Origin of the sequence: Burkholderia ambifaria AMMD (assembly GCF_000203915.1) — a bacterium.
Taxonomy (GTDB): domain Bacteria; phylum Pseudomonadota; class Gammaproteobacteria; order Burkholderiales; family Burkholderiaceae; genus Burkholderia; species Burkholderia ambifaria.
In genome coordinates this window covers 1-14,837 of record NC_008390.1, presented here as the reverse complement: position 1 = coordinate 14,837, position 14,837 = coordinate 1, and the positions used below count along the sequence as shown (strand labels likewise).

The window sequence follows — 14,837 nt, the reverse complement described above, 5'->3', positions numbered from 1 at the left end:
CGGTTATAATGCCGGCCGCTTTCGATAATCCTCAATGACAAACATTCGAATGAAGTTTGGTTCGAGTTTTTCTCATTGGCGATTGAGTCAGTCAGAGTGATATGAGTAACACCATATCGGCTGTCGTTCTTTAACAATCTGGAAGAAGTAAGTAATTTGGATAGCGGAAGCGTCTTGAGATGGACGTGGAAACTATCCGGGTTGTGATTGTATCGATGTATCTCAAGATGATTCGAACTCTATGTTTGACTCAATTGGAATACGGCACAACGCGAGAACTCAACCTGTAGCGACTGTCGATGAGACAGACTCGTTATAGGGTCAAGCGAACAAGTGCATGTGGTGGATGCCTTGGCGATCACAGGCGATGAAGGACGCGGTAGCCTGCGAAAAGCTACGGGGAGCTGGCAAACGAGCTTTGATCCGTAGATGTCCGAATGGGGAAACCCACTCCTTTTGGAGTATCCATGGCTGAATACATAGGCCATGCGAAGCGAACGCGGTGAACTGAAACATCTAAGTAACCGCAGGAAAAGAAATCAACCGAGATTCCCAAAGTAGTGGCGAGCGAAATGGGATGAGCCTTGTACTCTTTATTTGTATTGTTAGCCGAACGCTCTGGAAAGTGCGGCCATAGCGGGTGATAGCCCCGTAGGCGAAAACAGTATGAAAGAACTAAGTGTACGACAAGTAGGGCGGGACACGTGAAATCCTGTCTGAAGATGGGGGGACCATCCTCCAAGGCTAAATACTCGTGATCGACCGATAGTGAACCAGTACCGTGAGGGAAAGGCGAAAAGAACCCCGGGAGGGGAGTGAAATAGATCCTGAAACCGCATGCATACAAACAGTCGGAGCCTCGCAAGGGGTGACGGCGTACCTTTTGTATAATGGGTCAGCGACTTACGTTCAGTAGCAAGCTTAACCGTATAGGGCAGGCGTAGCGAAAGCGAGTCCGAATAGGGCGTTCAGTTGCTGGGCGTAGACCCGAAACCAAGTGATCTATCCATGGCCAGGATGAAGGTGCGGTAACACGTACTGGAGGTCCGAACCCACTAACGTTGAAAAGTTAGGGGATGAGCTGTGGATAGGGGTGAAAGGCTAAACAAACTTGGAAATAGCTGGTTCTCTCCGAAAACTATTTAGGTAGTGCCTCGTGTCTCACCTTCGGGGGTAGAGCACTGTCATGGTTGGGGGGTCTATTGCAGATTACCCCGCCATAGCAAACTCCGAATACCGAAGAGTGCAATCACGGGAGACAGACATCGGGTGCTAACGTCCGGTGTCAAGAGGGAAACAACCCAGACCGCCAGCTAAGGTCCCCAAATATAGCTAAGTGGGAAACGAAGTGGGAAGGCTAAAACAGTCAGGAGGTTGGCTTAGAAGCAGCCACCCTTTAAAGAAAGCGTAATAGCTCACTGATCGAGTCGTCCTGCGCGGAAGATGTAACGGGGCTAAGCTATATACCGAAGCTGCGGATGCGAGCTATGCTCGCATGGTAGGAGAGCGTTCCGTAAGCCTGCGAAGGTGCGTTGAAAAGCGTGCTGGAGGTATCGGAAGTGCGAATGCTGACATGAGTAGCGATAAAGGGGGTGAAAGGCCCCCTCGCCGTAAGCCCAAGGTTTCCTACGCAACGTTCATCGGCGTAGGGTGAGTCGGCCCCTAAGGCGAGGCAGAAATGCGTAGCTGATGGGAAGCAGGTCAATATTCCTGCACCATTGTTAGATGCGATGGGGGGACGGATCGCGGAAGGTTGTCCGGGTGTTGGAAGTCCCGGTCGCTGCATTGGAGAAGGCACTTAGGCAAATCCGGGTGCGTAATTCAAGGGTGTGGCGCGAGCTCCTTAGGGAGCGAAGCAATTGGAAGTGGTTCCAAGAAAAGCCTCTAAGCTTCAGTCTAATGATGACCGTACCGCAAACCGACACAGGTGGGCGAGATGAGTATTCTAAGGCGCTTGAGAGAACTCGGGAGAAGGAACTCGGCAAATTGGTACCGTAACTTCGGGATAAGGTACGCCCTTGTAGCTTGATGCGCCTGCGCGCAGAGGGTGAAGGGGTTGCAATAAACTGGTGGCTGCGACTGTTTAATAAAAACACAGCACTCTGCAAACACGAAAGTGGACGTATAGGGTGTGACGCCTGCCCGGTGCCGGAAGATTAAATGATGGGGTGCAAGCTCTTGATTGAAGTCCCGGTAAACGGCGGCCGTAACTATAACGGTCCTAAGGTAGCGAAATTCCTTGTCGGGTAAGTTCCGACCTGCACGAATGGCGTAACGATGGCCACACTGTCTCCTCCCGAGACTCAGCGAAGTTGAAGTGTTTGTGATGATGCAATCTACCCGCGGCTAGACGGAAAGACCCCATGAACCTTTACTGTAGCTTTGCATTGGACTTTGAACCGATCTGTGTAGGATAGGTGGGAGGCTATGAAACCGGAACGCTAGTTTCGGTGGAGCCGTCCTTGAAATACCACCCTGGTTTGTTTGAGGTTCTAACCTTGGCCCGTGATCCGGGTCGGGGACAGTGCATGGTAGGCAGTTTGACTGGGGCGGTCTCCTCCCAAAGCGTAACGGAGGAGTACGAAGGTACGCTAGGTACGGTCGGAAATCGTGCTGATAGTGCAATGGCATAAGCGTGCTTAACTGCGAGACCGACAAGTCGAGCAGGTGCGAAAGCAGGTCATAGTGATCCGGTGGTTCTGTATGGAAGGGCCATCGCTCAACGGATAAAAGGTACTCTGGGGATAACAGGCTGATACCGCCCAAGAGTTCATATCGACGGCGGTGTTTGGCACCTCGATGTCGGCTCATCTCATCCTGGGGCTGTAGCCGGTCCCAAGGGTATGGCTGTTCGCCATTTAAAGAGGTACGTGAGCTGGGTTTAAAACGTCGTGAGACAGTTTGGTCCCTATCTGCCGTGGGCGTTGGATATTTGAAGGGGGCTGCTCCTAGTACGAGAGGACCGGAGTGGACGAACCTCTGGTGTACCGGTTGTCACGCCAGTGGCATCGCCGGGTAGCTATGTTCGGAAGAGATAACCGCTGAAAGCATCTAAGCGGGAAACTCGCCTTAAGATGAGATATCCCTGGGGACTAGATCCCCTTGAAGGGTCGTTCGAGACCAGGACGTTGATAGGTCAGGTGTGTAAGCGCAGTAATGCGTTCAGCTAACTGATACTAATTGCCCGTAAGGCTTGATCCTATAACAAGTCTGCCTTGTAGATCGGCGCCGTGCGCAAGCACGCCGCGATCCAAAGCGACAAGTTGGATTCTCGTGTGTGATACACACAACTCAAAATTACTGCTTCTTCCCAGATTGGTCGCGTTGCGAAGCAACGTGACAACCCTCTTTGCCTGATGACCATAGCAAGTCGGTCCCACCCCTTCCCATCCCGAACAGGACCGTGAAACGACTCTACGCCGATGATAGTGCGGATTCCCGTGTGAAAGTAGGTAATCGTCAGGCTCCCTAAGCCAGAAACCCCCGCCCGAAAAGGCGGGGGTTTTTGCATTGGCGCGGCGGAAAGAGCGACGCACATCGGGCAACTCCTGTTTGAGCGAGGAAGAATGGACCGAGTGGCTTGAAGCGATCCGAACGAAGGATGCCCGATATCGAGAGCGGATGAAGAACGAGTATGTGGGGGCTGGCGGTCACGAGACAACTGGCTAGGGCTAGTTGTCTCGTCATTGCGGCTTTCGAGTGACTACTCGCCCTTAGCTAGCGACATGACATCACTCCACGAGATGCCGATGGGCTCGCCGTACGCCACTCCCTGACTTCTAACGTAAGCATCGATAGAGTGGGACGATAGTCGGCCAAGCCAGTGATCGCGGGTGAGCCATTGGATCTGGACACACCAATAGTTCCCACGAGGAGCAGGATAGCCAGCCGCAGCCATTCCAGCTTCAGTTATTTCCTCTGCGTCAGAAACGATGCGAGCAAGCGCGACCTCATGCGTTGAAGGGCAGTAAAGGAGTAGAAGCTGACTGCTCAGTAGGGCTGCGCCGGGATGAACACCTCCACGCCGACCTTCAGCTCGAAGGTTGTATGACTTACGTCCTCGGATCCAGCCCCAGTGTTCATGGCTTTTTACGAAGCCCAAAAGGACGCTCGCATCAGGGGGCGGGGAAGCTGCCGCTTGAGCCGATCGCCGAAGTTGCGATGTGCTATATGTTTCCATCTGCCAGAATCGGCCGCGCTCATGCCTTGTTAGACGCGTTGCGACGTGATCGAGCACATCGCTGATAAATCGTCGAAGTGCCGATGTACCGCTTGCGATGCCGGTGTCGGTTGGCCGTAGCACGAACGCACCTAATCCCGGCAGGAGCTCGTGATACTCCGGGTATTTCAGGCCGTCTCCTTCATCGTCTCCGCCCGGATACAGCACATATGCACCTGCAGTTCGATGTATCGCGTCGCGGTACGCGTGCATCTTCAATAGATCTTCACGTAGAACGCCGCCACGCTCCAACCGAGCAAGCGATTCCGAGCCAGAGGTATTCGCTTCTTCGCCATCGGTGCCGAAAATTTCTCGAACGAAATCGACCCTATACTTCGCGTCGAAATGAAGCACGATAGGTTCAAATGACGCAGGCTCATCGTCGGCGGGACTGATCAACAACGAATAGTCCGGACGCATTGGTCTCGTCCACGACGCGATACCTGCCATGCCTCGGCGATAGGTTCGATTGAAGCAGAGTTCAATTCGCATACGTCGATCCAAGCGATTGACCTCTCCGGAAAGAACAGTCTCTACGCCTCTGCGAATGCCAACAGTCAAACCATCTGGTCGGGCCTGCACCAACGGACTCAAGTCGAACGCCTGACCCACGAGGTCCGCTACGACCTGCGAAAGCTGGATGAACGCCCAGTACTCGTAAAGCGTCGCGACATCGCGCTGGCCTGCGCCATAGACGTCCGGCGACGATTGCCAAGAGAGACGCGCTGCAAATTCAGTCTCCACATAGGCTTTGAAGATATCCCGATAGCCTTCGCGCTTCTGGAGTACCTGATCGTCGGCTGGGAATCTTGTGAGTCGCCCAACATCGGTAAACAGGTCGCAATGCAGCACCTCTTCCAACTGAGACATTACGCCAGAAATTTCGCGTTGCCCGCGCGTCGTCGCTGGGCTCGCCGCGGCTTTTGAAAGACCTCGCTCGATATCGCCAAGTATCCGAAGCCAATGCTCTAGAGCGAATTTAACAAAGCGATTTGAGGTCGTGTCGTGGGTCGCTTCCGTTTGTGCCCGTTCAAAGTAGGACGGGACGGACTTGAGAGACCCGTCTGGCCAAGCCGATCTAGATCCGCCTTTGGCGAATTGCCGCAGCACACATGAGTCCGCTCGTATCCCGGCGCCAGCACGCACCATGTCGCTTGTCGTTTCCCATGCGGTGTGCGGACGCCGAACGATCTCGCGAAGCGCTCCTTGGAAGTTTTCGCTTTCGAACAAGGCACGCAAAAATGTGAAGCGCTGATAGAGTGTAACGACGTCACGTGTCTCGTCGAGTTCGAAGCTTGCATCGCTCACCGCGAAACGGTCCATCACGAGCTCAGTCATTCGCTCAGCAATATCCCGCAGCATCCAGCGATACTCTGAGAGGTACGAGAGTTTGCGCGATCGGACCTCAAGCTCCATCTGTCCGAGTGTTCTGGCGTCGGTACGAAGCACGACGCGTATGGTGCCAGTTGCAAGTCCGGGCCGTAGTCGACCAGACGCTCCGTCCGTGGTATCAGGTTGGAAAATCTCTTCGGGATCGGCGATCAGCGAGCTACCGTTCGACCCGAGGATTTCCCAGGTGTATCGATATTCCATGCCCTCCAGAAGCTCAACCATACCTGCAGCAGCAGTTTCCGTTGAAATGCTATCGTCGGAGCACCAAAGCGTTGCTAAAGGAGCGGCCGAGCGGCGGGGTAACACCGCAATGCGCAATTTTGCGGTGATGTTCCCCGTCGAATCGCGAAGAAATGCGATAGCTTCTGAGGCGGCACGCACGACTTATTCCGTAAAGCTAGCAAATTGATTGGCACGCAGGCTTCGAAGCATGCGGACGGTCTTAGCATAGGCGATGGGAAGTGTTGCACCTTGCCCTGGCATTTCATCGATCACAAATGTCGGAAGCTTGTCATCGGTCAGAATTGAATCCGGCAGGTCCCGACAGAACTGCGCCAGCGCCAGGAGAGGCAATTCGAGGCGTCTGCGCGATCCATGCAATCTCGGCAGTACCTTTTGCATGACAATCCGGTCCACGATCGATGCCAAGCCGTTGATCCCAGCCTCTTGTGCCAAGGCCGCAAATCGTATTGCCTCGTAGAAGACACGATGGCCGAACTCGAGGTTGTACCGACTGAGGAGTTCGTGCAATTGCCGCAGGCGTTGGTTCAGCTCGTTGAGCGTGTCGCTCTGGCGATCTCGATGCCAGTTGTCATCCTGCGCGATGCTCAGCAATCCCCTCACCAGCTCCTGATCGCCGGCAACGCACGGGTGCGGCTTGATCGCGTCGATCGAGAGATCACTTGAGTGAACGCGGAACTCGAAAGTGTTGGCGCGATCGAGTACTTTTGGCGAGAACATGTAGGTCGTTTCGTCGATGTTGACGGTGCCGACGATCCAGAGATTTCCCGGTAGCGGCAGCTGCTTTTCTGCGTTGGCCTTCAGTCGCCAGCAGTCATCCGCTCCCTTGTGAAGGTTTGGAATACACGGTTGGCCGGACTCCATACCTGACAGTACATCGGCGAAGTAGCGCTCGACGTGTGCGAGGTTCATCTCATCCAAAAGTAGCAGGTACGGATGCTGTGGATCTGCTGCCGCCTTCAAGATGAACTCCAACGGTGCGGGAACGGACCAGGCCCGGCGCCCATCGAGCTCACGCTTAAGGGCGTCTTCGTATCCGAACAACGCTTCTGCGCCTGTCCAGTCGGGCCGGACTGCGGCGACGTGAAGCCGGTCCTCGCCTAGCCACTCACCGAATCGAATGGCAATTTGTGTCTTACCCGAACCGGACAGTCCAGTCAGAATGACTAACGGTTTCGTGACCAGACTTGAAATGAAGGACGCAACAAGTCCATGGTGGTGATCACCGAACTTTACGCCACTAGCAACTAGAGCGTTGCTGAATGCATCGATTGCTGCGCGAAGATCCGCTCTGACAGGAAGTGGTTCGTCCGACTGCTCTAGATCAATTGCATCCGGTAGTTCCCCCGCATCGTCGCTGGCGAGCACTTGGTTATAGATGTCGATTACATCGTCCAAATCCTGTTGCAGCTCGGCCATTGGCAATGGTTGCGTGAGGTCGTACGTCGAGCGAACGATGGATGCGTCGTAGCGATCCGGCACTCGACCATATCGTCCCTTAAACCATTCCCTTACCGTTTGAGCTCCGGCCAGTTCGCCCCAGCTCAATCGGGACGCCCCCTCTTCGCTTACTCCATAGCACAGCAATAGTTGCTGCTGCTCAGCATACAGAAGCAGGACGGGGTAAATGCCTTGATTGACTGATTGTCCATCGCCAAGAAACGCGATCCAGGGAATCCGGGCAAAGTTGCCTTTGCCGAAACTCACTCGAACTTTGAGATCCCGGTATACGCTGAGGTAGCCCTTTGTCCCGAGTTCCTTCCCATCACTCGCCTGTTTGAGAAAACGATTAAGGAGCCCCGGAATGCCGTTTGACGATTCCTCCTTAGGTTCAACTTCGAAATCGAGACGTCGCAGCAACCGGAAGGCGGACGAAGCTTCGCCGCCGGAGAAAGCTGCACGATCTAGTGGCTCGCCCGTTGCTTGTTTAACAGCCAGAGACAGGACCAACTTAGGCGGATAGCGCTTGCCGTCATAAACAAGATCGTAGCCAGTGGATTCCGCGTCCGTTGGCACACCTTCTTGGTCGATTTCGTGCAGAGCCAACCGAATGTGCTCCGCCGTTACGTTCTCTGTTGCTGCGGCGAATGTCTCGCTGCGCCACTCTCCTTTCAACGGGGGCACGTAATAGTCAAGCTGGGTCGTGCCGCGCTCCGTTTCAAGGCGTTTCCGAATAGCTTGCAGTTCGCGATCCAGTTGAACAGGATCCATGCGATTAACTACACGGCGCTCGTGCTTTGAGTAGTGGCGAACAATAGTCTTGCGATCGTTCTGCCCAAAGATCCGTTCGAAGTCGTCGGGGAATAGCAGGAAGAGCAGCATGTGACGAAACTGTCTTGCTTCCCAATCTGGGACCTGGCGAAGCCATTCATCGAATGCCCATCGCTCCCCGATCAACTCCAGTTGACGAATGTTGGTTAGTTCATTGAAGCGACGGAGGAAGTTGATTAGGAAGGCGAGCTCGCGCCATTGATTTTGATTGAAGCCGGGACCAGCGCTACCGACGCCTGCGAGCACGTCGTCATCTAGCCAGCGCGAGTCCGCCGGTAACGGTTCGCCGGACCACGACCAAATAGCCTGGATAGTCTTGCGTTTGTGGGCTGCTGTCAGGCTACTCGGGCAGAGGTACAGCAACCACATCATTTCGGCGACCAGCTGCTTCGCGGAGTTCGCGGCCGGTGCGAGCTGACTCTCCAATTTCTCAAGAAACTTTCCGTCTCCGAGATCGGGGTTACGTACGAAGTGCTCGTCGAGCAAGTCGAGAGCTTGTGATGTCCAAAGCGGTTGATTGGTCAGGACGGAGCGACCGCCTAGGAGCGCCGTGTCGCGCCAGTGTATGGCCGCATCTAAGATGGATTTAGGGTCGTCGTCCCCGCAGTACCTGCTCATAAATCGCCCCGTGGTTTTTCGTATGTGTAGAGTTGGTCGATTGTATCGATAGATCGTTGGGACTGGGTTGTCACCGCGCCAGTACCGACATGGTGTGGCATGATTTGCCGTGAAATTTGGGGCAGCAGAGTTGCAATGGTCAACGACTAGAAAGCAAAAAGTCCACCGCGAGGGTGGACTAAGTTCTTGATTTATTTGGCGCGGCGGGATTGGTCCGAACGCCCGACCTACGGATCAATAGTTCGCAGATGAGATAGATATGTGGTCACCGAGCCCATACGAGGGCGCGATAACTTATTAGCCGCACAATTGGAGAATTGTGCGGCCTATGGCACTTTCCCGTCCTATCTACGAAAGCGAATCAAACGTCAATATTCCCCGCCCGCAACGCATTGCTCTCGATAAACGCCCGCCGCGGCTCGACCTCATCCCCCATCAGCGTAGTAAAGATCCCATCCGCAGCAATAGCATCCTCGATCTGCACCCGCAGCAGTCTTCGCACAGCCGGATCCATCGTCGTTTCCCACAGCTGCCCGGGGTTCATCTCCCCGAGCCCCTTATACCGCTGCTTCGAAACATTCCGCTCGGCATCGGCAAGCAGCCACTTCATCGCGCTCTTGAAGTCCGACACAGCCATACTGCGCTCACCGCGCTTGATGACCGCACCTTCCCCAATAAGCCCCTTGAACGTATCCGCGGTGGTCACAAGCTGCTGATAATCCGCCGTGTGCTGGAATTCCTGGTCGATGACCGAAACCCGCACATTCCCGTGATGCGTCCGCTCGACATGCAGCGACCGTTGCTCACGCACCGGGTCATACGAAGGCACAACACGCACGTCGTTCTTGAGCGCGTCATCATGCAACGCGGCATGCAGCGCCTTAGCCGAAGCCTCCGTCGAAGCCTCATTGGAGAGATCGATCGCCACCCCATCCATGACCGCTTCCAGCGCGGCCGGATCATACAACCGGCTCAACCGCTCGATCACGCTCTTCGACAGCAGGTACGACCGCGCCAGCTCCCCGAGCGCATCGCCCGAAATCGCCGCTGCGTTCTCGCCAGGCACCAGCTCCGACCCTTGAAGCGCCAACCGCAGCATATGCGCGTTCAGCTCCGTATCGTCCTTCAGATACCGCTCGTCCTTGCCCGCCTTGATCTTGTAAAGCGGCGGCTGCGCGATATACACATACCCGCGCTCGATCATGTCCGGCATCTGGCGATAGAGGAACGTGAGCAGCAGCGTCCGGATGTGCGCACCGTCGACGTCCGCGTCGGTCATGATGATGATGCGGTGATAGCGCAGCTTGTCGAGGTTGTAATCGTCCTTGCCGATGCCGCAGCCCAGCGCGGTCACGAGCGTGACGATCTGCTCCGACGACAGCAGCTTGTCGTAGCGCGCCTTCTCGACGTTCAGCACCTTGCCGCGCAGCGGCAGGATGGCCTGGAACTTCCGGTCACGCCCTTGCTTCGCCGACCCACCTGCCGAGTCGCCCTCGACGATGTAGATTTCGCACTTCGCCGGATCTTTCTCCTGGCAGTCCGCGAGCTTGCCCGGCAGGCCGACGCCGTCGAGCACGCCCTTGCGGCGCGTCATTTCGCGCGCCTTGCGCGCGGCATCGCGCGCACGCGCAGCTTCGACGATCTTCCCGCAGATGATCTTCGCGTCGAGCGGCGTTTCGAGCAGGAACTCTTCCAGCGCCTTCGCAACGACTTCTTCAACCGGCGCCCGCACTTCGGACGACACCAGCTTGTCCTTCGTCTGCGAGCTGAACTTCGGCTCCGGCACCTTCACCGACAGCACGCACGACAACCCTTCGCGCATGTCGTCGCCGGTCGTCTCGACCTTCGCCTTCTTCGCGATTTCGTTATCGGTGATGTACTTGTTGATGACGCGCGTCATCGCGGCCCGCAGGCCGGTCAGGTGCGTGCCGCCGTCGCGCTGCGGAATGTTGTTCGTGAAGCACAGCACGTTCTCGTTGTAGCTGTCGTTCCACTGCATCGCAACTTCGACGCCCACGCCATCCTTCTCGCCGTTGGCGTGGAAAATGGTCGGGTGCAGGTTGGTCTTCGTCTTGTTGATGTACTCGACGAAGCCCTTCACACCGCCGGCGAACGCGAAATCGTCTTCCTTGCCCGAACGCAGGTCGGTCAGGCGGATCCGCACGCCGTTGTTCAGGAACGAGAGCTCGCGCATCCGCTTCGCGAGGATGTCGTAGTGATATTCAACGGTGCCGAAGATCGTCGGATCGGCCATGAAGTGCACTTCGGTGCCGCGGTTCTCGGTGTCGCCGGTCACCAGCATCGGCGACACTTCCACGCCGTCCACCTTCTCGAGCACGCGCTCCTGCGCGACGCCGCGATGGAACTCCATGAAATGCTTCTTGCCGTTGCGGCGCACGGTGAGGCGCAGCCAGCTCGAGAGCGCGTTCACGCACGACACGCCCACGCCGTGCAGGCCGCCGGACACCTTGTAGCTGTTCTGGTCGAACTTGCCGCCGGCGTGCAGCTCGGTCATCACGATCTCGGCGGCGCTGCGCTTCGGCTCGTGCTTGTCGTTCATCTTCACGTCGGTCGGAATCCCGCGGCCGTTGTCGGTCACCGAAATCGAGTTGTCGGCGTGAATCGTCACGTGGATGTCGTTGCAGTACCCGGCCAGCGCTTCGTCGATCGAGTTGTCGAGCACCTCGAACACGAGGTGGTGCAGACCGGTGCCATCCGACGTGTCGCCGATGTACATCCCGGGGCGCTTGCGCACCGCTTCCAGACCTTCGAGGATCTGGATCGACGAAGCGCCGTAGCTGCTGTTATCGGGTTGCGAATTGTGCTGTTCACTCATGGATATCTTCCGGTTCTGCGAGGCCACTCTCGTGGCGGCGCGGTGCGTTTCAGCGAGGGAAAGCGCGGGGCCGCCCAGGCCGGCCGCTCCAGTTTCCTGGCCCGTCCGAGGTGCCGAAAAGGCACCAAAGGGACGGGTTGTCGGTTCGCCATAAAAACGCCAAAGGGGCTTGCCGCCCCCTGGTGTGTGTTGCGATGTCGAGCGCGTCAGATGCGCATCGGCATCACGACATACTTGAACTCTTCGTTCTCGGGCACGGTGATCAGCGCGCTCGAGCTGGCGTCGCCGAGGCTCACCTGCACGGTGTCGACCTTCAGGTTCGCAAGCACGTCGAGCAGATACGTGACGTTGAAGCCGATGTCGACGGTATCGCCCTGGTACGCGATTTCCAGTTCTTCCTGCGCCTCTTCCTGATCGGCGTTGGTCGACATGATCTTCAGCTGGCCCGGCGCGATGATGCAGCGCACGCCCTTGAATTTGTCGGACGTCAAAATCGCCGCGCGTTGCAGCGAACGCTGCAGCTCTTCACGGCCGATCTCGAACGTGTTCTTGTGCGCCTTCGGGATCACGCGCTGGAAGTCGGGGAACTTGCCCTCGACCAGCTTCGACACGAGCTCGACCTGGCCGAACGTGAACTTGGCCTGGGTTTGCGCGATGTCGATGGTGACGGTGTCGTCGATGTCTTCGAGCAGGCGCTGCAGCTCGAGAATCGTCTTGCGCGGCACGATCACTTCCTGGCGGCCGAACGTGCCGCCTTCGAGCTTCATCGACGAGAACGCGAGGCGGTGGCCGTCGGTGGCCACGGCCATCAGCTGGTCGCCGTCGACGACGAGCAGCATGCCGTTCAGGTAGTAGCGGATGTCCTGCTGCGCCATCGCGAAGTGCACCATGCCGAGCAGCTGGCGGAACGACTTCTGCGGGACGGTCAGCGTTGCGCCGAAATCCTTCGCCTGCGCGACGGTCGGGAACTCGTCGGCCGCGAGCGTTTGCAGTGCGAAGCGGCTCTTGCCCGATTGAACGGTGAGGCGCTTGTCGGCGAGCGACAGCGTGACCTGGCCGTCAGGCATCGCGCGCAGGATGTCGAGCAGCTTGCGGGCCGCGACGGTGGTGGCCACCTGGTCGCCGCCGACGCCGAAATCGGCGCGCGTGGTGATCTGCAGCTCCAGGTCGGTCGACAGGAAAGAAACGTCCGGGCCGTTCTTGGTGATCAGCAGGTTGGCGAGGATCGGCAACGTATGGCGGCGTTCGACGATGCCGCTGACCGTTTGCAGCGGCCTGAGGAGTGTGTCTCGTTCGGTCTTGACCAGTTGCATAGAGTTCCTTCGTTGAGTAACGGCCTGCAGCGCAGCAGCCACGCAGCGCCCCGCCAGCCGGGCTCTTGGCCGGCCTCCGCCGGGGCGGTCAAACCTGTATTGTGCCTCAAAACCGAACCGCCCCCCTTAATTTGGGGCGGATGCCGAATTATCAAGCGCGCCGCGCGCTCAGCCCTTCAGCGTCTGTTCCAGCACGTGCAGCTCGTGGTTGAGCTGCGCATCCTTGCTGCGCTCGTCGGCGATCTTGCGCACGGCGTGCAGCACGGTGGTGTGGTCGCGCCCGCCGAACAGCTCGCCGATCTCGGGCAGGCTCTTCTGCGTGAGTTCCTTCGCCAGGTACATCGCGATCTGCCGCGGCCGCGCGATGTTCGCGGGACGCTTCTTCGAATACATGTCGGCGACCTTGATGTTGTAGAAGTCGGCGACGGTCTTCTGGATGTTCTCGACCGAAATCTGCCGGTTCTGCACGGTCAGCAGGTCCTTCAGCGCTTCCTTGGTCAGCTCGATCGAGATCTCGCGGCCGTGGAACTTCGAATACGCGAGGATCTTGCGCAGCGCGCCTTCGAGTTCGCGCACGTTCGAGCGCAGGTGCTTCGCGACGAAGAACGCGACGTCTTCCGACAGGTTCACGCCTTCCGACTGCGCCTTGCGCATCAGGATCGCGACGCGCATTTCGAGCTCGGGCGGCTCGATCGCGACGGTGAGGCCCGAGTCGAAGCGCGAGATCAGGCGATCGTCGATGCCCGAGATCTCCTTCGGATACGTGTCGCTGGTGATGATCACCTGCGCCTTGTTCGCGACGAGCGCCTCGAACGCGTAGAAGAATTCCTCTTGCGTGCGCGACTTGCCGGAGAAGAACTGAATATCGTCGATCAGCAGCAGGTCGAGCGAGTGGTAGTAGCGCTTGAAGTCGTCGAACGCCTTGCGCTGGTATGCCTTCACCACGTCGGACACGTATTGCTCGGCGTGGATGTAGCGGATCCGCGCACCGGCCTTGTCGAGCAGCAGCTGATTGCCGATCGCGTGGATCAGGTGGGTCTTGCCGAGGCCGACGCCGCCGTACAGGAACAGCGGGTTGTACGAGATGCCGGGGTTATCGGCGACCTGGATCGCGGCGGCGCGTGCGAGCTGGTTCGCCTTACCGGTCACGAAGTTGTCGAACGTGAGCACCGGGTTCAGCTTCGAACGTTCGTACATCGAATCGGCTTCACCGCCGTTCGCGGGCGCGGCGCCGGGGCCCGGACGCCACGTGCGGCGCCCGGCGGCCGCTTCGTGCGCGGGCAGGCTCGGCAGGTCGATGTCGGCGTCATCGGCGTTCAGGTGGTGCGCGGCGGCCGCCGACGCCGTCATCGGCACGTCGGCCGGCGCGCTGGGCGCGGCACCGGCATTCGCGGCCAGATTGGCGGCGATCGCGGCGACCGTCGCGGCGGGGCCATTCGGTGTCAGCGGCGCGCGCTGGGCGGCCGGCGCGGCGTGCGCGGCGGCGCTGCGCATGCCGGCTTTCGGATCGAGGACGAACTGGACTTCGATCGGCGCATTCCAGAAATCGCGGGCCAGATCGGAGATCCGGCCCGAAAACTGGCTCTTGACCCAGTCCAGCTTGAAGCGGTTCGGCGCGGCGATGGACAGCGTGTTCGCCGACGCATCGAAGGCCACCGGGGCCAAGGGTTTGATCCACGTCACGTACTGCTGGGGCGTCAGCTCGCGCTCCAGCAGTGCGGAACAGTGTTGCCAGAAATCGTTCATCAAGTAGCTGTCGTTTTTTGCATGCACAGCGCGGCTCGCCGGCGCCCTTGTCGCGGTAGCGCAACAAGGCCCGAAGCGGTCGTGCGAGCGTGCGTCGGACGCCTGCGTCACAGTGTGGAGGGGCAGGCGCGGGCCGAAGCGGCGTGCGGGATTCTTGGAGATAAGGCGAGATTCTAACGCCAAACGCGGCCACAGCGGGACT

At 58.0% G+C, this 14,837-nt stretch carries 5 protein-coding genes and 2 rRNA genes; 2 read left to right on the top strand and 5 right to left on the bottom strand.

Annotation, left to right across the window (positions count from 1 at the left end):
- Nucleotides 1-319 precede the first annotated feature (319 nt).
- Together BAMB_RS00030 and rrf are read left to right on the top strand one after the other, a co-directional pair.
- Nucleotides 320-3,201: ribosomal RNA gene (locus BAMB_RS00030) — 23S ribosomal RNA — on the top strand.
- A 151-nt stretch (nucleotides 3,202-3,352) separates the two neighbouring features.
- Nucleotides 3,353-3,465, top strand: a 5S ribosomal RNA gene (rrf, locus tag BAMB_RS00025).
- A 238-nt stretch (nucleotides 3,466-3,703) separates the two neighbouring features.
- Here rrf and BAMB_RS33025 read toward each other — a convergent pair.
- The 5 genes from BAMB_RS33025 to dnaA form a co-directional block, all read right to left on the bottom strand.
- Nucleotides 3,704-5,992 carry a DUF2357 domain-containing protein gene (locus BAMB_RS33025; RefSeq protein ID WP_011655547.1) on the bottom strand — a complete coding sequence of 763 codons (2,289 nt, stop codon included), beginning with the start codon at nucleotides 5,990-5,992 and terminating at the stop codon, nucleotides 3,704-3,706.
- Nucleotides 5,993-5,995: 3 nt separating this feature from the next.
- Complete coding sequence (locus tag BAMB_RS00020) at nucleotides 5,996-8,608, bottom strand: McrB family protein (RefSeq protein WP_227739472.1); 2,613 nt, start codon at nucleotides 8,606-8,608, stop codon at nucleotides 5,996-5,998.
- 493 nt (nucleotides 8,609-9,101) lie between these two features.
- Complete coding sequence (gyrB, locus tag BAMB_RS00015; RefSeq protein WP_011655545.1) at nucleotides 9,102-11,576, bottom strand: DNA topoisomerase (ATP-hydrolyzing) subunit B; 2,475 nt, start codon at nucleotides 11,574-11,576, stop codon at nucleotides 9,102-9,104.
- 206 nt (nucleotides 11,577-11,782) lie between these two features.
- Entirely contained in the window at nucleotides 11,783-12,889 is a 1,107-nt protein-coding gene (gene dnaN / locus BAMB_RS00010; protein WP_006750113.1) for a DNA polymerase III subunit beta, read from the bottom strand.
- 168 nt (nucleotides 12,890-13,057) lie between these two features.
- The gene (gene dnaA / locus BAMB_RS00005; protein ID WP_011655544.1) at nucleotides 13,058-14,635 is read right to left on the bottom strand and encodes a chromosomal replication initiator protein DnaA; all 1,578 of its coding nucleotides are present in this window, start codon (nucleotides 14,633-14,635) and stop codon (nucleotides 13,058-13,060) included.
- Nucleotides 14,636-14,837: the final 202 nt, after the last annotated feature.

Excerpts from the sequence above, each read along its gene's own strand:
- gyrB (WP_011655545.1), bottom strand. The coding sequence starts at position 11,576 with ATGAGTGAACAGCACAATTCGCAACCCGATAACAGCAGCTACGGCGCT.
- dnaN (WP_006750113.1), bottom strand. The coding sequence starts at position 12,889 with ATGCAACTGGTCAAGACCGAACGAGACACACTCCTCAGGCCGCTGCAA.
- dnaA (WP_011655544.1), bottom strand. The coding sequence starts at position 14,635 with ATGAACGATTTCTGGCAACACTGTTCCGCACTGCTGGAGCGCGAGCTG.